This window comes from Ruegeria sp. F12 (assembly GCF_056533885.1).
This window is the reverse complement of sequence record NZ_JBQFOV010000017.1, coordinates 44,497-68,389: the sequence shown is the minus strand read 5'-3', so window position 1 is coordinate 68,389 and position 23,893 is coordinate 44,497. Positions and strand designations below refer to the sequence as shown.

The window sequence follows — 23,893 nt, the reverse complement described above, 5'->3', positions numbered from 1 at the left end:
CCACCACCCGACATCCAGCCCGCGACGCTCTAAAAGGGACACCATGAACATGTTTCCGGTGGCAAGCACCAACAGAGGAATTCTGTGCGCTTTGAACCTGTCAACTTATTCGTCCGGCTCGGCGGGTGGGGGCAACAGGTTCATCTCGGTTCCGGTCAGTTGGGCGATCAGGCTTTCAAGAGCAAAGTCGCCTGGGTTGGCGCGACTGGCAGCCGCGATGAGTTCTTCGACCTTTTCCTGCTGCCCGGAAACCGCTGCGATGCGGATACGCATGATCCAGGCGTCGACCAGCATGGGGTCCATTTCAACGGCGCGGGCAAAGGCCTGATCGGCGGCGGGAAGGTTGCGGGTGGTCAACGCAAAACCGCCCAGTTGCAAATGGGTTTCGGGAAAGTCCAGCCGCGCAGCCATCGCGCTTTGCCACTCGCCAATCGCCGAACGGAACGCGGCCGCAATCTTGTCAGGCAAATGCGCGATGGGCGCATTATAGAGCCCACGCGCCGCCGCAATTCGGACATTGCGTCTGGGATCATCCAGCATGGGCAACACTCGCTGTACCCGCTCATGACCGGGCAGGCTGTGCATGGCTTCGACAGCGGCGGATCGGATCACGGGGTCTGCCGCGTTGACCATATCCGAAATGCGCCCGATCTGTTTGGGGTCGCCGGTCTGGCCGATCAGCCAGATGGCAGTCGCCCGGATCAGTGCCGGGCTGCTGGCACTAAGGGCCAGGTCCACCAGATCGTCCGAGGCCAATGTGGGATTGATCTGCGCCCGCGCCAAAACCTGCCCGAAATGCGGCCCGCGGTTGGAACTGTCTGGGAACCAGTCGCGCAGCCGTGCTGCGGCCCAGTCCGGGGTCTGATCGGTGTGGCAGCTGGTGCAGGCATCCGGCACGCCAGTCTCGGCGCTCAGATCCGGGCGGGGGATGCGGAAGGAATGATCGGCCCGCCAGTCATTGCCCATATAGACCTGCTCTGTCATGTGACAGGACCTACATTGCGCCCCGGCACTGTCTTCTGGGTGATGGTGATGGGCGGGGCTGTCGAATTCGACCGGCGGCAGGCTGGGAAAGCGCGGGTTGCCATCGGGGTTATGACACTGTGCGCAGACGGCGTTGCCATCAGCTATGACTTCGGCGCTATGGGCATCGTGGCAATCGGAACAGGTGACGCCCTTTTCATGCATTTTCGATTGCAGGAACGACCCGTATACATAGACCTCATCCCGGATCTGACCATCGGGGTAATAGAGGCCGGGCCGCAGCAGCGATAGGTTGTAGGCGTCGTGATAGGCGGTGCCCGGTTCAGGGTTGCCATCAAAGAACGCCTCGCGTCGGGAATGACATCCGGCGCATTGTTGGATCAGCCCTTGCGGTGTCGACAGGTCAGCCGACAATCCAAAGTTCAAGGGGGGCTCGCCAGCGCTCTGAGCCCATCCCACATGATCACGACCGGGGCCATGGCAGGCCTCGCAGCCGACGCCAATCTCGGCCTGAGTGGTCTGATATGTATCCGAGGCCGGGTCGTATCCGGTGTCGTACCCGGTGGCATGGCAGACGCCACAGCGCGCGTTCCAGCTTTTGTACGGCCCCGTCCAGTGCAGCGCGTCCGAGGGTGGCACGTTCTGATCCGGGTAAAGGTGGAACCATTCGGACTTTTCCGTATCCCAGACCACGTCGAAGCTCTGCAACCGGCCGGGCTCGGTTTCCAGCAAGTATTGCTGCAGAGGTTCGACACCGACAACTGAATGCACCGGGTAGTCGGTTGTAACACCGTCGCGCTCAGTCACGGTAACGTGGTGGGTGCCGTCTGCTTCAATCCGAAACCGCGCGGTCATGTCGCCCAACGTGAAAGTTGTCCCGTTGAAATCCGCGCGGATGTTGTCGGGTACGGCCTCAGTCCAGGCCCCCGCGTGGTGCGAGCCTTTCCAGGCATCAGCCTCGGCGCGGTGGCATTCGGTGCAGGCGTCCGAGCCGACATAATCTGCGCTTTGAGCGATAGCCGGCACAGCAGGGCCAGTAAGGGTTAACAGGGCAGAAATGAGCAGGCGCATCAGAGTCCTTCGGTCGGTCAGGCAGGGCCCGTGGGATTCAGCGCGGGCAAAGGCTGTGCCGCGCGGGTCAGAGTGCCCGAGTGCCGGGCGGCGGACAAGGCCCTTGCAAGCGCAGCCCAGGCTGCCCCCGGCTCGCTGTCTTGCGGGCCATAGGCGGCGGCACCGATATTGGTCAGGGCAAGCTGGACGTCTGTGTGTCGACGCGGGTCGGCACCCTGTGTCATCGCCGCCCATCGGTCCAATGCACCATAGAGGTTGTGAAGATCCCGTGCCTTGACGGTGTGCATCAGGTCGCGGAACAGGCTGGCCTCGGTCGGGGGTGGTAGGGACGTGTCGCGCTTGCGGGCTCTGTGGCGGATCAACCCGATGGCAGCCAGCGTTCCCAGAAGCACGGCGAAACCCATATAGATCAGAGTCGCCCGGTCGGAATCGGCGACGCTGCGCAAGATCGGGCCATCGACGTTATAGGGGATGGCCTCGACCGACGTGGTTTCGATCTGTCCCGTGTTTGTGTTGAACCAACGCAGCTTGATGACAGGCAGGCTGCTTTGAGCGCCGCTTTCCGCCAAATAAACCGTGCGTTCTGAGCGAGTACCGACGGTCTTTCCCCGATTCTCCCGGTCCTGCACCGTCGGGCTGTCAGGATAGGCCGCCAAACCGGGCAAAGCGCCCGTGGGCGCAAGCGCGGGCAGCAGAATAGCGCTGCTTCCCGTAATTTCAGCAGTGATATTGCGGGTCAGAGTATCGCCGGGTTCCAGAGCCTCGGCTGATCCCTCGACGGTCTGCGTCAGGCTCAGCGTTTCAGCGGCGATGAAAGGGTCAAGCGACTCGGACCCGTCCGGCACCGTGGCGGTGAAGCTCTGTGCAGCCAGGGAGAGCGTCGTTTCAACAGGCGCGTTGGTCTCGGGGTCGGCCCATGTAACCGTGATCTCCAGCGACGGAATCCCGAAATTTCCCGCCACCATCGGCGTCACCTTGTAGCGTCTGCTAACACCCGACCAGTTGCTGGCGCCCACACGCTCAGTCACGGGGCCCGACCCGCCTTCAGGCAACGAGATCATCAGGTTCGGCTGATCAAAGGTCGGAAACACCGGAGGGCTGGGCATGTAGGTCGGCACCAAAACGGTCACCCGCATATCCAGCGCCTGACCGGGCACGACGTCCATGGCCGACATTTCGACCCGCGCGACGGGCTCGGTTGGCGTGGCGGCTTCACTGCCGTCGCGGGCGTCTTCCTCGGCCTTGATCTCGGCGTTGGATTTGAAACCTGGAAACGGGTCTTGCGCCGCCGCGACATCGGGTACAATTGATGTGCAAAGAGCTGCTAAGACAGGCCAGAGTTTCATTGCTCGCCCTCCGCAGCCGCCTGCGTCGCTTCCAGCAAGAAGCGACTTTTCAGGAAATCCCCAGTCTCGGTATCAACAGAGTTCATCCATTGTTCGGCGCTCTGCAGCCCGACAGCGGCGTCCTCTTGCGGCAGGTCGACCTGAAGCTCCTGACCTTTGTTTTCCTCGTTGTCATAGGTCACGTCATCGGCGCGCAGCTCGGTCTGGTCCTGCGTATCCTGCGCCTCTTGCGCGGCTTCGACATACGCGACGATCTGTTTTGCGATCTCCAGATTTTCAGCAGCACCCGGATAGTCCGGGTCGCGCGTCAGAGCGGTTTCGAACGACCGAACCCCGTCACGGTAAGCCCGATTTCGGATGTTTGACAGACCCTGGATCATGGCAGCCTGTGCGGTATCCACACGGTCCAGCACCTGCACGGCTTCGGCATAGCGGCCCGCCCGGTACATGGCCCATCCGCGCCACAGCGGGTCACTGAACAGTTCAGAGGCGCGCGTATAATCCTTGCGATCATAGGCACGCTGCCCCTGCTGGTCAAGCGTCCAGAACCAGTCAGCCAGGCCGTCGGCGCGCGCCTGCCCGGGCGCCACCAGCATAAGTGCAAAGACCGCGGCACCCCAATGCATAGTCCAGCCCCGCCGGAACCACAAAAGCAGCAACAGTGCCGCAGGCCAAGTCAGCAGCGGCCCACGATCCAGCCACGGGTCATCAGAGTTTTCCAGCAGACTTTGCCGGTATGAGGCATTCAGCGTCCGGTCCAGACGCCGGATATCGCTGCCATCGGGCTGCACAGCGATCACCCGATTGCCGAGCGCATCAAGCCCCCGGTCGCGCGTGCCTTCGGGCAGCATGGACAGAACCGCAACCGGCATCGAGGCGGTTTCGACCGCACTCACATCCGCCGGATCAAGACCATCGGCCACCAGCAACAATGCACCACCGCCTTCGTCCTCGATCAGGGCTTGAGCGCGGCTCAGGGCTTGTGCAAAATCCGCGCCCTCCTTGGGCATCACGTCTGGCGAAAGCCCTTCGAGATAAGGCAGGATGATCGAGGCATCCTCGGTCATTGGAACCACCACATGCGCGCTGCCTGCATAGGCCACCAACCCCGATCGCCCCCCTGCCCTCAGGTCTAGAAAATCGCGGATCTTTTGCTTGCCGCGTTCCAGACGGCTGGGTGCAACATCGATGGCGTCCATCGATTTGGTGACTTTCAGAACCACTGCCACCGGCGCGGATTGGGCCACCAGAGGGTTGGGTTGCCGTGACCAAGTCGGTCCTGCAGCCGCCGCGGCGAGCAACAACAAAGTCAGCGCAACCCCATCTATGGGCCGAATGCGGTGCGCCTGATTGCGTCCGACTTCCATCGCAGCTTGCAGATGCGGTGCGATGCCCTGAGACAGGGTGTTACGCCCGGACCGACGTCGTCGGGTGAGCCACCATAATCCGACGATCACTGGCACCAGCAGCAGCCAGAGCGGCCGTAGAAAATGGAACACCGACATGGCCAGTAGCAGATCGCTCATGCCTGCGCCCTCCCACTACGGTGACCCAACGACAACCATCCCATCGCGGCGCAACCCAGCAGCGCAGCCAACCCCAGTGGTATCCACGCCAAAGACTGGCGCGGGCGATAGGACAGAGTTTCGACCTGACGCGGGCTTTGTTCGTCGATTCGGGCATAGATGGCGGTCAGGGCGGACTGGTCGGCGGCAAAGAAGTACTGACCACCGGTGCGGCGAGCGATGTCTTCAAGCGTTTTGACATCCACCTTGTCCTCGCCCGAAGCTTCGGGATCGCCAACGCCGATGGTCATGATGGTCACGCGGTTGTCTTTGGCAATCTCGGCTGCGTTCACTGGGTCCATCCGGCTGGAGGTGTCGCTGCCGTCGGACAGCAGGATCAAGACGCGTTCGTCAATCTCACTGGCTTCGAAGGTATGGATCGCCAGCCCGATAGCATCGCCAAGCGCCGTTTGGGGTCCGGCCATGCCAACCTGCGTGCGGTCCAAAAGATCGGTGATCGTCTGCAAATCCTCGGTCAGCGGCGCCTGCAAATACGCCTTGGACCCAAATACGATCAGCGCCACCCGGTCGCCCTCTCGCCCCTGCACAAAAGCGCGTACAACATCCTGAACGGCCGAGAAACGCTGCCGTTTCTCGCCTTGTGCATCCGTGAAATCCACAGTGTCCATCGAGCCAGACACGTCGATGGCAAGGATCATGTCGCGGGCTGATTTTTCGATCTCGATGGGGCGACCGACCCGTTCTGGCCCGGCCAGTGCGATCACGATCAACCCCCAGCAGAACGCTGCCGTGATCATCTGTATCCGCGTTCGGGCCAACACCACAGATCCGGTGCGTGGTTCCTGCCCCAGCGCATGCGAGACCTGACGGAAGAAGGGCACCCGCAGCGCCGTCACGCGTTCTCTGTGCGGTGGCGCGAAACGCCAGATCAACCAGGGCAGTGGCAGAAGCAGAATAGCCCATGGAAACGCCAATTGGATCATGAGGCCACCTCGCGCTTATGTGCCTTGATCCAGCGGGCGACGCGCGCGGTCAGATCCGGCGAGGCTCCGGTGTTGCCGTGATAGGGTGCATCAAGCAAAAGCGGGCGCAGAGCGTCATTCCACGATGCACCCTCGGTGCGTTCCAGAAAGGCGATCCAGTCCATTCCCTGTAATCCGGCTACCAAGCGCCGGTCATAAGCCACCAGCGCCGTGCGACGCAGGATTTCGGCGACCTGCGCGGGGTCATCCGCGGCCTGCGCCAGCTCTGCCAGCGCTGCGCGGCGATAGGCGTTGACGCGGTACCGGGTAATCATGCGCCACAGCACAAGTACCGCCATCGCTGCTAGAAGCGCGCCCACAACGGCCCAGCCGACCGTTTGCGGCATCATCGACACGGGCGGCGGCGGATCTGGCACAACCAGTTGATCCAGCAGGTCGACCAGCGAAGTGCCGGTGGGGATTTCCGTTTCGTTCATTTCGGTCCCAGCCCCATCAGATGCCGGATCTGCGGCAGGGTTTCCTCGGCCGCTGTCAGCGGCAGAACGGGCACGCCGAACCTGCGCTGCCAATCCAGAACCTGCGCCACGCGGGCGCTGGCGAATTCTCTCAGCGCCGCATGTTGTATTGAGTCGGATGTTTTGATTTCAGCCTGCAACGCTCCGTCCGAGATGATCAGTGACAGATCGCGAGGCAGGTCCTTGGCGAAGGGATCCGTAATCAGTCCCAAGATCAGGTCGTTGCGCCGTGACAGGCCTGAGACCAACCGTTCGGTTTCTGCATCAATCACATCGAAATCACTAAGCACCACAATCAGATGATCGCGCGGTGCGATCCGAGCGACGGCGCGCAGCACGTCGGTCAGGCGGATCGGATCGGTCTCGGGGGCCTCGGCGTGCAATTGTCCGTTCACCTCCGCCAGAATGGCCATAAAGCGCGACAGCGTGGCCCGGCTGCGCGCGGGTTTGATTTCGGCGATCTTGTCGTCGGTAAAGACGATGCCGCCCACCCGGTCGCCCTGATCGAAAATCCGATAGGCCGACAAGGCCGCAGCCTCAGCCGCGGTGACGGATTTCATGTTCAGGACCGAGCCGAAGAACATCGACATGCGCTGATCCACCACGATCAGCGTCGGACGGTCGCGTTCCTCGGTCATGACGCGGATATAGGGCTCACCGGCGCGGGCGGTTACTTTCCAGTCAATCGCGCGGATATCGTCGCCGGGCAGGTATCCGCGCAGCTCTTCGAAATTCAGCCCACGCCCGCGCAGACGTGAGGCATGGCGGCCATTCAGCACCGAGTGCGCAGGCTGGCGCGGTAAAAACCGCAGCGCCTTGGCACGTGTCTCAAGCGCCCGCAAATGCGCGATATCAACCCGCACGCGCGGGTCATCGGTTGCGGCAGGCGGGGGCTTGACGCGCCCCAGCCGAAGGGAAGCGTTTCGGTTCATCATCTACGCCTCACGGCAGGGCGACCTGCATCAGGATTTCGGCGATCACTTGATCTGCGCTGATGCCTTCGCCATGGGCCTCATAGCTCAACCCCAACCGGTGCCGCAGCACATCGGGGGTAATGGCGCGGACATCCTCAGGGTCGACATAGTCGCGCCCGTTCAGCCAGGCATGGGTGCGGCTGCATTTATCCAGCGCGATCGAAGCGCGCGGGCTTGCGCCCACCTCGATCCAGCGGCGCAGATCGTCGCTATAGGCCTCGGGCGTGCGGGTAGCCTGCACCAGATCGGCGAAATAGCGGTCGATAGCGTCCGAGACATGGATTCCACCGATCTGGGACCGGGCGTCAAAGATCGCCTGTTGCGGGATTGGGGCGGGTTTTTCGCCTTTTGCTTTGCTCTGGGCGGCGATCTCTTCTGCGCGGACCAGCCGCACGACCTCAACCTCATCCTCGACCGGAGGGTAAGTGATGAGCACATGCATCAAAAACCGGTCCAATTGCGCCTCAGGCAGGGCATAGGTGCCTTCCTGCTCCACCGGGTTCTGGGTCGCCATGACCATGAACAATGGGGCCATCTTGTGCGTGGTCCCGCCCACCGTGACTTGCCGTTCCTCCATTGCCTCAAGCAAGGCGGCCTGCACCTTGGCGGGGGCACGGTTGATCTCGTCGGCCAGCACGATATTGGCAAAGATAGGCCCGGCCTCGAACCGGAATTCGCCGCCCTTTTCGGTCTGGTAGTAGACATCCGTGCCAGTCACGTCCGAGGGCAACAGATCGGGTGTGAACTGGATGCGACTGAAATCGCTTTCCAGGTTCTTCGCCATCGCCTTGATCGCGCGGGTCTTGGCAAGCCCCGGCAAACCTTCGACCAGCAGATTGCCATTGGCCAGCAAACCAATCAACAGGCGCTCGATGACGTCGCGCTGACCAATTATGGCCTGACCCATGCGTTCGCGCAAGGCGTCGATATGCGCGCGGGGGTTGGGAGTGTCGCTCATTCCGGCCATACCTTCGCCCAATCCTCTTTCATGTCGATGATCACCCATCCACGAGCGTCGGCCTCATCCAATCCGCGGACCAGCCTACCGATGTGGCTGTCGCGGTCGTAGGCGTATTCGCGGTCGGCATCGGTGTGATGAACGATCACGCCTAGGGCAGGTCTGTCGCCAGCGGTGGCATATTCCAGCATTTGGAAATCACCGTCCGAGTTGCCACTCACAAAGATCGGACGCTGCCCGATATGCGAGTCGATCCCAACAGGCTTGCCTGCCTTGTCATCCACAAAAGCAATTCCGGGGCCCTTGATAATTTTGGGCACACCTTCCACCACCTCATAGCTGGTCGGCGTGACCGAGCCTACGATCCGGTTGATCGGGATACCGTAGGTTTCGTTGGCAAAGGCGCGCATGAAGTGGATGCCGCCACCCGACACAATCCACGTCTGAAACCCTTCGGCCTCGAGGTAATCCAGCAGTTCCAGCATGGGCGCATAGATCATCTCGTTGTATGGCCGGTTCGTGTCCGGGTGTCGGGCGGTGGCGATCCAGTCTGCGACATCGGCCTGAAACGCATCGACGGATATATCCGAATGCGAGACGTTCAGGATTTCCATTAAACCAGCCTCTCCCCCGTCGGCGACGGCGGCCATATCGCCTGCAGCGGCAGCCTTTAGGACATCCGAGGTCAGGATCGACGGGTCCGCCTCAGCCTTTTCCTTCAGGCGGTCGAGTGCGTAGATAAGCTGAAAATAAACCGGCTGTTCACCCCAGAGCGTGCCGTCATTGTCAAAGGTCGCAATGCGGGCCTCTTCGGGGACGAAATCGGAAGAGTTCGGATCGCTCACCCGTTCGACAAAGTCGATAATGGCGGCTTTGGTGGCGGTGTCGTTCCAGGACGCCAGCGGATCGGCCAGCGCGGGAAAAGAACCAAACGGCAAGGCAGCCACGGCAAAAACATAGCGTTTCATGAGAAATCTCTTTTGGTGCGAAAATGGCGCGGCATCGCTCCGCGCCATGAAGTTTTGTCCGGTCTGGGCCGTTACTGACTGCCGGCTGTTTGCAGGCTTCTCAGGACCTGATCAATTGAGAAGCTGGCCGGTTCCTGACGTGGCGGGTAGTCCTGGAACGTGCCAAGGAACTGCGCCACAATGGCCTGCGCGGGTACCAGCAGATAGGTCCGGTCCAGACGCCAGCGGGAATAGCCGATGGATTCGTCCTGCGCCCGCTCGAACGGGTCGGAATACAGGTCGATGATCTTGGGTAGACGCAAGAAAGTCAGCGGTTCCTGCCAGACGTCGAACCCATGGGCGCGCTGTTCGGCAAAGACCACTTTCCAGCGGTTGTAACGCAGGTTCACCAGATCGCCGCCATCCGAGAAATAGATGAACTCGCGCCGCGGGCCGACCTCAGTTTCCCCTCGGAAATACGGCATGAAGTCATAGCCATCCAGATGGACGGGCTCGTTTTCTTCGCCAAAGGGGGCCTCGGTGAGCATGCGCTCCTTCATGTCAGGATCGCCCAGCGCGGACATGAAGGTCGGGAACCAGTCCAAATGGCTGATGATCTGGTTTGACTTGCGACCGGGCTCAATAACGCCGGGCCATTTGATCATCATTGGAACGCGATAACCGCCTTCCCAGTTGTCGTTCTTTTCACCTCGGAACGGCGTAGTGCCACCATCGGGCCACGAGAACACCTCGGCCCCGTTGTCGGTTGAATACATTACGACGGTGTTGTCGGCGATGCCAAGCTCATCCAGCTTGTCCAGCATCTGGCCGACCATGCCGTCATGTTCGACCATGCCATCAGGATAGACGCCCAGCCCGGTCACGCCCTGACTTTCTTCCTTGAGATGCGTGTGGATATGCATCCGCGTGGTGTTGTACCACAGGAAGAACGGCTTACCCTGATCATGGGCGCGCTGCATGAAGTCCAGTGCCCCGGCTGTGACTTCCTCATCTATGGTCTCCATCCGTTTGCGGGTCAGCGGGCCGGTATCCTCGACCGAACCGTCCGCTGATGACCGGATCACACCGCGCGGGCCGAACTGTTCGCGGAAGGCCGGATCTTTGGGATAATCCTCGTTTTCAGGCTCTTCTTCGGCGTTCAGGTGATAGAGGTTGCCGAAGAACTCATCAAATCCGTGGTTGGTGGGCAGGTGTTCGTCCAGATCACCCAGATGGTTCTTGCCATATTGCCCGGTCATATACCCCTTGGAGCGCATGTATTCGGCAATGCTGGGATCTTTCGGCGACATGCCTTCCTTGGCCCCCGGCAGACCCACTTTCAGCAGACCTGTGCGAAACCCTGACTGACCCGTGACGAAGGCCGCACGCCCTGCTGTACAGGACTGTTCCCCGTAGCTGTGCGTGAACAACATCCCTTCATTGGCAATCCGGTCGATATTGGGGGTTTCATACCCCATCATGCCCTGATTATAGGCGCTGATGTTCCAATACCCGATATCGTCGCCCCAGATGACCAGGAAATTCGGCGTGTCGTTCGCGCCCTGGGCCAACACCGGCGCGCCCAGAGCGGCCAGCGCCAGAACCCCACCGCTGAGCGGACGGGCGGCCCGTTTGACTAATTGTCGGAATAAAAGCAATGTTTGTCTCCCTGAACTCGAAATAACCGGGGGTAGTGCCTTCGGCTTGTGGACATGGATACGATGTCACGCCCCCCCCCCCGGCTGCCCGAGACGCCTCGGGCTGTGTGATGACAACTTACATCCTGTCCACGCGTATCAAGTGATAGCACATTTCACTTGTCATTTCACGCCAGAGCCGTGCAAAAATTTATATACCTCAATATTTTGCTCCGTCTCAAAAGTAATACATAGATAAAATCAGCATTAACGATGTCAAAACTAAAAACCGCCACCACGACCGCAGCCGGGATGGGACATTTGCCGGACCGGCTGCAAAGCTGCGCCGGACCGGCAGCGGTTGAGCGAGTCTTTGAACGAGCCAACATTCCGATTGATGTGCTGAACGATCGGTTTGTCCGAATCCCGCTATCGGCAATGGTCGGTGTTTTTGCCGAGGCTGAACGCGTGTCGGGCCACCCGTTTTTCGGATTGCATGTCGGGCTTGGAATGTCCGGGGCGGAAATTGGTCCGTGGTTCGAATTTGCCGGTCAGGCCCCTACGTTGCGTCAAGGGATTCATCGTCTTGCGCGGGCCATGCCCCTGTTCCAGAACGGCCCCCGCGTTTGGTTGGTTGAAATGCGCAGCGGCGGAATCATGCGCTATTTCGTCCCGCGCGGTGATGACGTCCCCATCTGCGCCCACAGCGACCACAACATCCCATTGATGCTGGGATTTGTCCGACGCTTCCTTGGTCCTAGCTGGCGACCGCGGTGGATCGAAATTGACTACCCCGACCGAGGCCAAGGGGATGAATTACGCGATTTGTTGCAGTGTCAGCCGCTTTACGACCGCTCGGCGCTGTCCCTGCCGCTGACCGCTATTGAGTTGGATACGCCGCCATTGCCACACAGCATGGCTGGGGCGTCGATATGCTGGGCGGATGTTCAGGCAAAAATGACAGCGCCCGGCAGCGACTTCATTATCGCGTTGGAGGCCTGCATCCTGCTGGATATGTTTGAAGGCACCCCTGAACTGGACTCCGTTGCACGTCGCATGAGCATGAGTAAGCGCACTCTTCAACGGCGCCTGACGCTTGAAGGGCAGTCCTTTCGAAAATTGCTGAGCAAGGTCCGTCATCGCCGCGCCTTAAGCTTGTTGCGCGATACGGATTTGGGCTTGACCGAGATCGCCCACAGGCTGGGGTATAGCGACATGGCCAACTTTACCCGAGCGTTCAAAACTTGGGTGGGATACGCGCCATCCATTGCCCCGCGCACCAAGGCAACTACGGGCACCAATTCATAAACGACAAGGGGCAGTCGGGGCAGTCGGCACGGCTGATACAATTGATACAACATGCGACACAACCCGGACACCTAGACCACATAGCTTACCACTATTAAACGGCAGATCGACTCAGTGGCGGCCTCGTTTTGCACGCACCCGCAGGAGGATGGCGGGAAGATGCCCTCTGATCCCATTTTGCCAGCTGGTTTGGAGAGGAACGCTTCGTGATTTGGATTTCGCATAAGGCAAAGGACGGCGACACGCTGGCTTCGATCGTAAAGCAATATAAAATCAAGGATCAAAACGCGATCCTGAAATATTCCAAGAACAAGAAAGTCTCGGTGCGTCTGAAGAAAGGTGAAGCGCTCAAAAAGGGAGAAGTCGTTTGGGTTCTTAACCCGAAAACGAAGGCTTATGTGGTCTCGGACGGTAAGCGCAATGTTCTGCTGGATGAACGCGGTTACAAAGCTACGGTCAAAGAGGTCCATCGCGTAATGGACCGCGCGCTGGAACATCAGCGGATCAATTTTTATGCTGCCTGTGATCGTCACAATGCCCAGATCGAGATCAACAACCAACAGCGCTATGTCTACACGTTCATCAACGCGGTAAGCCGCGCCGAAGATCCGCGCCCCTACTACACCAAAGCAGCGGCGGCCTACAAAACATTGGCAAAAACCGTCAGCGGGCGCGACTACAAGGGGTTCAAGAAAGCCCTGGTCGCCTGCGACGCGGCTGTCGTGAACTACAACAATGCCGTCATCGCATGGGTTCATGGCCTGATTGATGCCACGGCGAAAAAGATCAAACAGGCGGGATATGTGCGAGCGGCGGGTGAATTCGCGACCTGCGCACTTATTCTGACCGCCTGCCCTCCGGCCGGGTTGGGCGCAGGGATCGTTCTGAACGCCACAGCCGCCACCGTTACAGGGTTGGCCTTTGACGGCTACGACGCCATTGGCCGTGAAATCGCAGGCGAAAAGCAGATGTCGACAAAAGAAATCAGCGAAAGAATGGTGAAGAATGCGATCACCGGGGCTGCTGCAGGGTTGATCGTGGGTGGGGTAGTCAAGCTTGCGCGCCCCTATATCACAACCAGTGCCCTTAGCCCGGCCTTTTTGAAAACGTGGTCGGAACGCGCGGCACCCAGACTCGTGCCCAAGGGCATAATCAACGCCGAATTGAAGATAGCGGCCAAGGTTCTGGAAAAACGCGGCGGGCAGCTTGGCCTTGAAGTCTATATCCGTTCGGTCGCGCCCGAGCGTCTGCTGCCTCTGGCATTGCGCCGTTTTGCAACCCAGCTTGGAACGTCAGCAATGCTGAAGGTTCTTAGCAAAATGGAACTTGAGAAACTGCTTCTGCCATGGCTCAAAAGCGGCCCCAAAGAGCTTATGGGCGAGGACAACGTCAAATTGGGCAAGGCTGCGGCGAAATTCTTAATGGACGCTGGCCTGGGTAGTTCGTTGATGGAAACCTTGCTCAAACGGAACATGGATAAGTTCCGCGAAATCCTGCGCGTGCTGATCATCAAGGAAATGGAAAAAGAGGAGAAAGCCGCGGCGTGATATTCGTACGTCCGTGACAAACCACTTAGGCTTGGCGACCAGCCCAAAGCGGGCTGGATGCATCACATCAGAACGGAAACGTAGTTTTCGACACTGGCTTTGTGCAGGCAATAGGCCAGCAACAGAAAGAAAACAGATGCAGGAACAGCCAGTTCCAGCCCTAGCCGGATGGACTTAGAAGAGCCGTCTCCGGTCGTTTTCAACCCCGGAATATAAGACTTCCATTCGACCGGAAACAGCTCTGTCAGATATTTGTTCAGCTTAACCATGCTCAACTCTTTAACAACTACACCTGCAATTTACCGGGGGCCAAATTAACCCAATGTTAATCCGTGAACATTCCCCGTTTTTGGCTGTTTTTTGATCCAAATCTGCGGATAATTTTTTGATAACGGCTTGCATTGTTCCGCTTGGCGCGACGATCAGCACCTTAAACACCGCAAATCACCCCCAAATTCCCGAATGCACGATTCAATAAAACTGTCGGCGGGACTTTTTCGTTAAATCGACGAGCAGAGGCGGCCAGTGTAAACTGACCGCCTCATTGGATTTTGTCTTAAACAATTGAGAAGACGGAATCTTCGTCGGTTCCATCCACGTATATCGTGAAGCTTGCCGGGCTTCCGTCTGCGACGTCACCGTCACCGGTTGGGTCAACGCCGTCCACGGCGTCTTCAGCGGCCGCCAAGGTAAAGTCCAGTTCGAAGTCGTCGATTTCGATTGTTGTCAGCGTCTGGAAATTGTTGATCCGCAGCTTGTCGTTATTGTCGACGCCATCAAACGCGAGGTAGAGCGTGTCATAGGTGCCGCTGGGCAGGATCAGAACATCTTCCACCGTCTTGTCGGTTGTGGTCATCTGGGTCAGGTCAATCCGCCCGCTGTCGATCAGGACAGGTGGAACGACGCTGGTATCCCAGGCCTCCCAAACCAGATCCAGTGGATCATTGCCCTGTACGCCACCGCCATTGCCGGTCACGTCCAGTTCGAACCCTGTGGTTGATGCCGAGTTGATGTTGGTGATCTCGATGACCTCGTTGATCTCGATATTGCCGTCACCCATGCCAAAGCCACCGCCGCTGTTCGGGTTCAAGCGATAGTCGCCATCGCCCGCTTCGGTATTGAAAGAGGCCCCCAGATTGTATGAGGTCTGGCCATTGGTCATACCTTCAACAACACTCCCGGAACCGCCGTCAAACGTGAGATTGCCGATATTGGTAAAGACAAACTCATCCTGTGGCGAACCCGCACTCACGGAGTCAAAATCGAGATCCAGAAGATCCGAAGGCGGATCAAGCAACATAGTAAGCTGGTAGGACCCGGTATTGGACCCTGCGCTTTCGTTCAGCACCAGAGTGTACAGGTCCTGATCATCCAGCGTTCCGCCGTCTATCGTCCCCGTTACGGTTTGTGTCATCGGATCATAGACCGAGTCGACATAAACCTCGCCGCCTGGCGCATCGGGATCGCTGTCATACAACATGAAACGCGCGGGGACCGCTGTCACCGACAACGTCGCCTCATCGGCTCCTTCGAAATAGTCGAACGTATCCGAAGTGGTGTTGTTTGTGTCCGACGAGAATGAGACCGGAGCACCCACTGTGTTGCCTTCGACGTCATTGTCACTGGCTTCATCCGCAACCGGGGAATTGCCCAGATAGGGGCTGTCATCCTTGACGTCAATTGTCACCGTCAGCGCCTTGGAGCCTCCATTTCCATCCAGCACATAGACGGTGAACATTTCCTGTTCGGTCACGCCGTCGGTGTCATGTTCGGCAGAGCCGGTCAGCGTATAGGTCACCGTTCCGTTATTGTTGATCGCCAATGTCCCATAGAGCCCCGCAATCTCGTCGCCGGGGGTATAGTTCATCGCGGTTGACGTGCTGGACAGAAACGGCATGTCATTTGCGTCCGGGTCACTGATGTTTAGGTCAATCGTTTGGACAATGTCTGAATTGCTCCCCGAGTCCGGTATTGTGTTCGGTTCGGGCTGTGTTCCGGTGGACAAGCCACGTTCATAAACCGTCGCCGACCCGTTCGAACCGTTCGGGCCGTCATTCTGCCCCTGAACCTCGATCGTGACGGTCGCAGAGTCCGAGGCGCCCTCTCCGTCATAGGCAATGTAGTCGAACTCGATATAGGCGGTTTCGCCAACACCCAGGCTTTCAAACTCACCATTGGGGTCATAGTCGAAGGTACCGTCTGCGTTGAAATCGACCAAAATACCGGTGTTGCCCGCAATGGGGGTGCCCATGTCATCCACACGGGTCAGGGCGCTGCCGATATCTGTAGACAATTCAGCAGCAATCAACGGCGCGTCATCGACATCTGTGTCATTGCCCAACACAGTTGCCAGACTGGTTTCACCTGCGTCTTCGCTGATGGTCCGCGTGTCGTCCACAGCGTCGGGCGCCTCATTGCCGGGCAGAACAGTGACGCGGACAACGCCGGTATCTTCGCCGCCATTGCCATCGCTGACCGTGTATTCAAACGTATCAATGCCAAAGAAGCCTTCGGCGGCGGTGTAGACCAACTCGCCAGTGCCCGCATCCAGTTGAACTGTGCCACCGGTATCGGTCGTGATCATCAACCCGTCGCCCAGTGAATTGTCCGAGCCACCTGCCGGGCCGCCTTCATCCGCGATGTCGGCAATTCCGATGACCTCAAGGTTATCCTTGTCAGCGGTCGGCCAGATATCCACATCCGTGTCGTTGAACACGACATCAATACTGACGTTGTCGGTCGTGTCCTGATCGAACTGGGCCGCGTCATCGACCGCGTCCGGGTCATCGTTTTCGCCGACGATCATGACGCTGACCGTCGCCTCGTCCCCGTCCTGGCCGTCATTGGCCTCGTAGGTGAAGGTGTCGTAGACGATAGCCCCTGCCCCCAACGAGTCGAACCCGTTGGTCAACGTGAAGTCACCATCGGCTGCGTCACTGAGCGTTGGGTCGGTGCCATCGGTGTCTATATACAAAACGCCATGATAGCGGGCGTCATAGGTGAACGTTCCATTCGTCTTAAAGTCGAACAGCGGGTTCTGAGGATTGCCGGTGATACTGGCCGCCAGGCCATCCCCATCGGCGTCAGTATCGTTTTTCAGAACACTGTTACTTGGATTGACCTTCAAAACATCGTCTTCGTTGACAGAGAATAAACCGATGTCGTCGATTGCATTAGGAATAGCCATTATTTTGCCCCCAAAATAAAAACAAAAGCAGTCTTGGCCGCACAAGCTACCAAGCCGTACAGCGCGCAATTCGCCAAACTCGTGACGCGCAAATTTTGTGACTGTGCCGTTCAACATCTGACGCGATGTCAATAAACTCCAGTAAACGGCACCCTGTTGGCTCTTTAGGTCTAATTACCCAGCCTCGCCCCGAGAGTATCAAAAAATCCATTTCAATTCAAATGATTGCAAGCGCAGGTCGAGTTGACAGGCCTTGCAAATAACGCTTGCTCTATACGTTACAAACCATTCAGGGTTCAAATAGGCCCAATCTGAATACCAAGCCAAATTAGGCGCTTACCCCAAACTTCCCGTATCAGACCATCTGCAATTTCGCGGTGCTTCTCAATCTATCCCCGGTTTAGGACTGCCGAACCTATAGCCTAATTATTGCCACAATTTTGCCCAATTTTTGCCGAATTTCTCGAGCCCATAGTCTCAAGTTGATTCGAAACACTGCGCGTTACTTTATGCCTTTCACACGTCGTGAAATGTCTGGTCAGTATTGCTGTAAGCCGGGCCTATTATTCGCGAATTCAATTCGGAATTCTGCCCCCATATCTGAAGGCTCAACCTTCAGCGTGGCCCTATAGCCTTCGAGGATCGCGGCAACGATCGCAAGACCCATTCCAGTGCCGCCTTCTTCGCGGCGCGTTGTGAAGAAGGGCTCGGTTAGCCTGTCCGCGTCGTTTTGTGAAATCCCTTCACCGTTATCCAGAACCCGCAGGACACTATTGGAATAAGACAAGATCACCTCGGTAGCACCGTGGGACCTTGCGTTCTGAGCCATGTGCAGTAAAACAACCCTCCCGTGTTCCTCTGACAACGGCAGCATCAAGTTCTGACCCTCGGCAATCCGGATTTCCAGCCCGTCTACAGCGGGCAGCATGGCAGGCAACAGGCCCGGACCCGATTTCGGGGCTTGCCGCAATTTACTCAGCTCACGCAGCCGGCCCAGCAGAGTGTTCATGCGCGCAGCTTCGGTCTGGATATTGTCCAGCAGCCCTGCGCGATCTTCAGGCGACAGCGCAGGTTCGGACAAAAGCTCGGCGGCTCCAGCGATCGAGGTGACTGGGGATTTCAGTTCGTGCGTCACGTGATCGGTATAAATCGCAATCTCACGTGATCGGGCCTGCAACGTATCGGCCATCGACAACATGCTTTCACCAAGATCGGCCAGTTCCCGCATCCCGTAATGTGCAAGCGGGTCCGAGACAGGGGTATCCCCCGAAGCCACTCGGCGCGCCTCATCCCGCAGGCCCCGAACCGGACGGGACATCAGTCGGTGCAAAAGCCATCCGATCAATGCAGCACCGCTAAGCGTGAACAGCGCCATTATGATCAGCGCGTCTCGTTCGCGGTACAGAAATTTGCTGAGGTTCAGCGGCGTGCGGGACAGCAGCACAACCCCGATCACACGATTCTGTGCCAGAACGGGATAGGCCACGAACACCCGAAACCCCGTATCCCTACTGATCGAGGTCAGCGGATGGCGGTCAAATTCATCTGCACGCGCCCGCAACGCCGTACCGACACGACCAGTCAATGCTTGCTGCACTTCGGCCAAATCGGCGAAAGCACGCAACCCCGCCTCGCCGGTGCCCTGCCCCTGATGGTCCAGAAAAATCACCCCGGCCAGTGTGCTCTTGCCCGCAGACCGGGCCAGATCGGCCATGCCCGGCAAAACTGTTTCATGACGCGGATCGGATATCGCCCCGACCTTTGGTCCCTCCGGCAGTGGCGGAAGAACCCGGTCGCGGCGCACGTTGATCTGGGCCCGGATGGGGCGGACCTCGGCGGCCCAAAACTCTTGCATTTCGGGCGCAAGTTCGGGGCCGATCTCGGGTCCGTCCATGGCCTGAAAGCGGGTGCGATAAATCTCGGCGTAGACTGCAGCCTGTTTCAGCAGCACCTGTTCGGTTTCCCGCACAAACTGGTTCGAGGTTAGCTGCACCGTCATCATGGCCGCCAGCGGTATTGAGACCAAAGCTACACAGACCAGCGCAACGACAAACGCCATCGACGGGCGCCATTTTCGGCGGATCGCGCCTATCCGTCGCACGTACATGCGCCCAGCTTGATACCGACGCCGTGGACCGTCTGGATGATATCGGCGCACCCGACCTGAGACGCTTTGGCCCGAATGTTACGCACGTGGCTATCAATCGTGCGCCCGGATAATTGCGTGCCCGTCCCATACAGTTTTTGGGCCAGCGCATTTCGGTCATGCACCTGATCGGGACGCTCTGCCAGAGAATACAGCAACTGAAATTCGGTCGCCGTCAGATCGACCGGCGTGGTCTCGATGCGGCAGGTGTGACCGGCCATGTCCAGCTCCAGCCCGCCGGTGCGCAATGGGCGCGAGGCCGAGCGGCGACCACGGGACAGGATTGCCTTGATCCGCAGCACCAGTTCGCGCGGGCTAAAGGGTTTGGCGACAAAATCATCGGCGCCCAGTTGAAATCCCAGAACCCGGTCGATTTCGTCATCTTGTGCGGTCAGGAACAGGATCGGCAGATCCGATCGCGCCCGAATGGCCTTGCAGCATTCAAACCCATCCATCTGAGGCATTCCGATATCCAGCAGCACCAGATCGATCGATTCACGTCCGACATGGGTCAGCGCAGCCTGCCCGTTCGCGGCTTCGGTTGTGCGCATACCCGCCCCTTTCAGGGCGATGCGGATCACATCGCGGATCTTGGGATCATCATCAACAATCAGGATATGCGCTTCCATAGGAAGGTTCTGACAAGCGATCCGGGCGATGTCCATATCAACCTGCATGATCAGCGACCTCATACCCGTCGCGCCCGCCGAGGACGCAGACCCAATGCGGTCATAGCTGCGACCATGATCAGACCCAGAATCGCCTGTGGCTCGGGCGAGGATGACCCGGCAAAGCCCTGCGACGGATAGGCCGCGGCCGTCACACCGGACACCACCGGCAGGGGCACATCAGCTTCGACAGCCTCTTGCCCGCTGTCATTGACGATTTGCTGCGACACGGCCACGAATGAGGTATTTCGAGTTTGCAGCGAATAGGCCAGCCCAAGACGCGTGATCTCGGCATCCGCCTGCCCGGCGCGGTCCCCGACCGCGATCTGTCGTTCCAGCACGCCGATCCGGTCGCGGGCCCAGATCAGCGGCAGCGCGGCATCGCCCTCGGTTTCGGTCAGTGACAGCTTGACCGGCATCTGCGCGGGGCGGCCCTGCACCAGTCCTTTCAAAGTGATTTCGCCCTCAAAAGCACCGTCGTAGCGCGCCATCAAGCGCAGGCCGTTGCCCGCAAACAGATCGGGCAGACGTGCTGGCGTAACATCCTGCACATCAAATCCGCCCCAGTCGATCTGCAAGTCGGTCAGCAGAGGGGACTTGAGGTTTGCAGCCAGAGTCTCTGCCACCTCAAGCGCGTCTTCGTCCAGCGCGACATAGCGGGAATAGCCGCGCCCCTCTTCCGCCATGGCATCCAGAAGATAGCGGTTCACGGCGTTGCCCACCCCGAAAGCATAGATACGGGCCTGACCGATTTGGCCGCGAATGGTTTTAAGAACCCGCGCCTCATTGCCGATATAGCCGTCGGACAGAAAGACCACGATGCGGATCGCGCCCTCGGGCGTGTCGGTCGCAAAGGCAGCGCGAACCGCAGTGTCGATTTCGGTCCCGCCCCCCGTAGACAGGCCGTGCACAAAATCGCGTCCCTTGCGGATATTCGACGGGGTTGCCGGGGTCGATGTGTTCGAAAAATGCCGCGCCGTGTTGGAAAACGGGATGATGCGGAAATGATCCCCCTTCCGCAGCCCTTGCAAGGCAGCATCCATGAAACGTTTACTGGCCTTCATCGGCTCCCCGCCCATCGAGCCGGAGGTGTCCAGCACAAAGACCAATTCGCGCTGGGTTGCTGTGGCCTCGTCCGGGACCGCCGGGGGTTCGATCAAAACCGAAAGGAAGCCACCGCGCTCGTCATGATGGGACAGGGTTGCCGCCTGCAACTCCGCCCCACCCAGCGTATAGCGCAGCACCAGATCGCGGTTGTCCATGACTTTGCCTTCGGCAAACCGGGCAGTCAGGCTGTCTTGCTCCTGATCGATCAGCAGCGGATGGGTCGGGCTGTGAAACCCCGAAAGCTCAACCCCGGCGATCAGAGAGACATTCAGCGCGACCCGCTCGGACGTCACAGTATCGGGCAGGTCTAGCCCCGCGACCGGAGGATAGGCAGGAACCAGACTGACGGACCACGTGGCATTTTTCAGCGGAATGTCCTCGGCACTGGCCAGTTCAGGCCGAGGAGCGTCCAGCGGGCTTTGATAGCGCGGGCCGACGATCAGAGGGATCACCATCTCATGCTGGCCGTCGATCTTGGGCACCATCTGGACGTAGCGCAACGTTACCTCGACCGGACGCCCCGGCATCAGGTTGGCAATCCTCTGCGTGAACATGTTGGGGCGGTGCTGGGTCAACAGCGCAGCCGCCTTGCCCTCGGACGCGGCCTGATCGAACTCTGCCTCGGCCTGTGCTTTTTCACGGATCACGGCGCGTACCAACTCATCGCCTACGCGCATCTCCATCCCGTAAACGGCGGCTTTTTGATTCAGGGGGAACAGGTATTCGGCCTCGACCGGAACCATCGCTGGGTTCTGGAACGTCTGCCGCAGTTCAACTGTCGCCATATCGCCCTGAACGGTGACATGCAGGGCGCTGTCCAGCAGGGGCAGATCAAACACCCGGTCGCCTGCGTGGGCGACAACGCGCCCGGCCACGTCGGCGGGGTCGGGTTTGGCCGTCGCGATCATCGGCCAGAAAAGTAGGATCATCACTGGGAAAAGGGCACGCATTTGGATCTCCTGAGCAAGGGTTACAAATCAAGGGCGGCCAGAACCGCAACCTCATAGGCGGCGCGGTCCGGATCTGACATGGATTTCGGGGTAATGCGCTGGATCGAGCGCCATTCGCGGGACGAGCCGTTCAGCCAACTCCAGACGGCTTCGCCCACACCTGCCGTGCGCTGACCATCGCCCGAGACAAAGCTGACTGCGACGGTCCAGACCTGCCCGTCTGGGCCCGTTGCTTCGTAAACCGAGCTGGGCAGAGGATCGAACCGGGTGCCTAGAAACCGCACTTGGTAGCCCATACCAAGCAGGCAGGTGGCCGGCGAATGCAGGTGGCGAAGTGGGGATGTAGTCCGCACTACATTCACCCCCATCGGGCCGAACTGCACCTTGCGCGCCGTGCCGCCATAGGTGGCGAAATAGGCGCGTTCAACGTCAGAGAGTGCGACCTCTTGCGCGGGATGCCCAAGCAATTGACCCGGCAGCTCGGTCGGGGGCACGGGTGCCGATTGATCGACGGGCGCACGCGGCGCGCTGATGATTGCCAGAGACAGACCCAACGCCGATACAACCGCTGGGAAATGCAGGACGCGCGGCAGGGAAAACGTCGTGATCCGCGCGGGGCTGAGCCGGGCCGGTTTCGGACGGTACAGCAGCACAATGGTCAAGGCGACCAGCGCCAGTGTCCCCAGCCCGATAAGGCTGTGCAACGTAGGAGCCATCGTGTCGATCCCTTGCGCCAGTCCCGCCGCCAGCAGGGTGATGCGCAGGCCATTGCCCAGCACCGTTGCCGCTGCGATCAACAGACCTCCGCCCAGCGCAGGCAAAAGTGCCGGACGGTAGAGCGCATTCAGGCAGGCCCAAAGGCTGACAAGCTGCAACAGCCCCACCGCGCCCGAGCAGGGCAGATCGACCAGAACATCCACGCCACCCACACGCAGCCGAACTCCTTCGCATAGCAGGTCCGGGAAAAAGGGCGACAGCATTGCGCACGCCACGTGGGCGGACATCACCTGCAACGGAAACCCTGCCACCCGCTCAAGGATCGGTCCAAGCGGCAGGCAGAACAGAAACAGCGCCGCCAACCACATGGGCGACAGCGCAATGCGTCGCTGATCCAGTCGCAGGAAAACGGCCAACGCAAAGACATCCAACGCCAGAGCCAATGCGCTGAGGATATTGACGGCCAGCACCTGCCCCCCCAAGCGAACGCAGGCCGCACCCAGGAAGACGGCAAAGACCCGCCCGCGCCGGTCCGGCCCCTGCGGGCGAGAACTTGTCAGAGACAGAAGCACCAGACCGGCCAGCAGCAGGCCGTACAGCGCGCCATAGGATTGGTAAGACGGATCGCGCCAGCTTTGGATCAGCCACAGGACGGGCTCGATCGCCAATACGGCGGATGCAAGGGCCAACCCGGCCCACAGTAGGTAAGATCGGTTATGTTCCATACCGCCTTGTCACACCTTGATGTGCAAACCAGCGGCGGATGTTGTGCAGGATTTGTGCAGATCAGGCGGGGGTGCCGCCTTGGGTCATGACTATGCCCGACGCTGGGCGCCAACCCAAACAGGAACTGGTTGATCGACCGCTGTAGCTGCCCGCATGGATTGAACCGCCAAGGTGGCCCAGCTACGCAGTTGCAACAAAACCATTGCACCTCCGATCACAATGGTCGCGCCGATCAAAGGTGAGGCCGCAACCTCGTAACTTTGCGTGCCGGCGACCCAAACGGCGAAACCCAGACGCGTTACTGCGACAGCATCTGTCACGCGGGCTAGTTTGGGCAGAAAATACGTGGACACAGCCGTCGCGAACACGATCATCGACATATATAGCAGCCCGGTGAACACCGGCAGGGGCATCCCGAAACGTGTCACCTCGATATGGGAGTACAGGACATATCCGGCAGCAAACGCCAGAAACGCAATCGCGTAGAGTCGCCTTTTCTGACTGTCGATATGTCCAATGATGCGCTTCACAGCAAAGACCCCCTGAACCTTCATGAAGATCTTTGTGCGCCCTGATTTTGCGGATCATCTGACCTA

Annotated in this window: 18 protein-coding genes; 2 read left to right on the top strand and 16 right to left on the bottom strand. The window is 59.3% G+C overall.

Annotated elements, in window-relative coordinates:
• Positions 1-105: 105 nt before the first annotated feature.
• The 9 genes from ACR0CA_RS18585 to ACR0CA_RS18545 all read right to left on the bottom strand — a co-directional run bounded on the left by ACR0CA_RS18585 (position 106) and on the right by ACR0CA_RS18545 (position 10,962).
• A complete protein-coding gene (locus ACR0CA_RS18585) occupies positions 106-2,055 on the bottom strand; it encodes a multiheme c-type cytochrome (RefSeq protein WP_480900628.1) in 1,950 nt (649 codons plus the stop codon).
• Positions 2,056-2,072: 17 nt separating this feature from the next.
• Positions 2,073-3,401 carry a hypothetical protein gene (locus tag ACR0CA_RS18580; RefSeq protein ID WP_480900626.1) on the bottom strand — a complete coding sequence of 443 codons (1,329 nt, stop codon included), beginning with the start codon at positions 3,399-3,401 and terminating at the stop codon, positions 2,073-2,075.
• Positions 3,398-4,927, bottom strand: a complete 1,530-nt coding sequence (locus ACR0CA_RS18575) for a VWA domain-containing protein (protein ID WP_480900624.1) — start codon at positions 4,925-4,927, stop codon at positions 3,398-3,400. The genes ACR0CA_RS18580 and ACR0CA_RS18575 overlap by 4 nt, the downstream gene beginning before the upstream one ends.
• The gene (locus ACR0CA_RS18570; RefSeq protein WP_170791484.1) at positions 4,924-5,910 is read right to left on the bottom strand and encodes a VWA domain-containing protein; all 987 of its coding nucleotides are present in this window, start codon (positions 5,908-5,910) and stop codon (positions 4,924-4,926) included. Before ACR0CA_RS18570 ends, ACR0CA_RS18575 begins: the two co-directional genes overlap by 4 nt.
• Positions 5,907-6,386 carry a DUF4381 domain-containing protein gene (locus tag ACR0CA_RS18565; protein WP_170787217.1) on the bottom strand — a complete coding sequence of 160 codons (480 nt, stop codon included), beginning with the start codon at positions 6,384-6,386 and terminating at the stop codon, positions 5,907-5,909. Before ACR0CA_RS18565 ends, ACR0CA_RS18570 begins: the two co-directional genes overlap by 4 nt.
• A complete protein-coding gene (locus ACR0CA_RS18560) occupies positions 6,383-7,357 on the bottom strand; it encodes a DUF58 domain-containing protein (RefSeq protein ID WP_480900621.1) in 975 nt (324 codons plus the stop codon). Before ACR0CA_RS18560 ends, ACR0CA_RS18565 begins: the two co-directional genes overlap by 4 nt.
• Before the next feature lie 10 nt (positions 7,358-7,367).
• Positions 7,368-8,366, bottom strand: coding sequence for an AAA family ATPase (locus ACR0CA_RS18555; RefSeq protein WP_480552506.1), 999 nt, complete (start codon positions 8,364-8,366; stop codon positions 7,368-7,370).
• Positions 8,354-9,325: an HAD family hydrolase gene (locus ACR0CA_RS18550; protein ID WP_480900619.1), complete on the bottom strand. Its 972-nt coding sequence runs from the start codon at positions 9,323-9,325 to the stop codon at positions 8,354-8,356. The genes ACR0CA_RS18555 and ACR0CA_RS18550 overlap by 13 nt, the downstream gene beginning before the upstream one ends.
• A gap of 71 nt (positions 9,326-9,396) precedes the next feature.
• Positions 9,397-10,962: an arylsulfatase gene (locus ACR0CA_RS18545; protein ID WP_174819508.1), complete on the bottom strand. Its 1,566-nt coding sequence runs from the start codon at positions 10,960-10,962 to the stop codon at positions 9,397-9,399.
• Positions 10,963-11,214: 252 nt separating this feature from the next.
• On the opposite strand from ACR0CA_RS18545, the gene ACR0CA_RS18540 reads away from it, so the two are divergent.
• Together ACR0CA_RS18540 and ACR0CA_RS18535 are read left to right on the top strand one after the other, a co-directional pair.
• Complete coding sequence (locus ACR0CA_RS18540) at positions 11,215-12,249, top strand: helix-turn-helix domain-containing protein (RefSeq protein WP_480900617.1); 1,035 nt, start codon at positions 11,215-11,217, stop codon at positions 12,247-12,249.
• 206 nt (positions 12,250-12,455) lie between these two features.
• Positions 12,456-13,796 (top strand): hypothetical protein, encoded by a 1,341-nt coding sequence (locus ACR0CA_RS18535; RefSeq protein WP_480900615.1) that lies wholly within the window; start codon positions 12,456-12,458, stop codon positions 13,794-13,796.
• Between the two features lie 62 nt (positions 13,797-13,858).
• Here the strand turns inward: ACR0CA_RS18535 and ACR0CA_RS18530 are convergent, their stop codons facing one another.
• The 7 genes from ACR0CA_RS18530 to ACR0CA_RS18500 all read right to left on the bottom strand — a co-directional run bounded on the left by ACR0CA_RS18530 (position 13,859) and on the right by ACR0CA_RS18500 (position 23,827).
• On the bottom strand, positions 13,859-14,065 hold the full coding sequence (locus tag ACR0CA_RS18530; protein WP_480877963.1) for a hypothetical protein: 207 nt from the start codon (positions 14,063-14,065) through the stop codon (positions 13,859-13,861).
• Between the two features lie 287 nt (positions 14,066-14,352).
• A complete protein-coding gene (locus ACR0CA_RS18525) occupies positions 14,353-16,983 on the bottom strand; it encodes an Ig-like domain-containing protein (RefSeq protein WP_480900612.1) in 2,631 nt (876 codons plus the stop codon).
• 538 nt (positions 16,984-17,521) lie between these two features.
• On the bottom strand, positions 17,522-19,042 hold the full coding sequence (locus ACR0CA_RS18520; protein WP_480900611.1) for a histidine kinase dimerization/phospho-acceptor domain-containing protein: 1,521 nt from the start codon (positions 19,040-19,042) through the stop codon (positions 17,522-17,524).
• A gap of 29 nt (positions 19,043-19,071) precedes the next feature.
• A complete protein-coding gene (locus tag ACR0CA_RS18515; RefSeq protein WP_480900609.1) occupies positions 19,072-19,806 on the bottom strand; it encodes a response regulator transcription factor in 735 nt (244 codons plus the stop codon).
• Between the two features lie 11 nt (positions 19,807-19,817).
• Positions 19,818-21,854, bottom strand: coding sequence for a VIT and vWA domain-containing protein (locus tag ACR0CA_RS18510; RefSeq protein ID WP_480900607.1), 2,037 nt, complete (start codon positions 21,852-21,854; stop codon positions 19,818-19,820).
• Positions 21,855-21,874: 20 nt separating this feature from the next.
• Entirely contained in the window at positions 21,875-23,296 is a 1,422-nt protein-coding gene (gene xrtT, locus ACR0CA_RS18505; protein WP_480900606.1) for an exosortase T, read from the bottom strand.
• 90 nt (positions 23,297-23,386) lie between these two features.
• Positions 23,387-23,827, bottom strand: a complete 441-nt coding sequence (locus tag ACR0CA_RS18500) for a hypothetical protein (protein ID WP_480860460.1) — start codon at positions 23,825-23,827, stop codon at positions 23,387-23,389.
• Between the last annotated feature and the right edge of the window lie 66 nt (positions 23,828-23,893).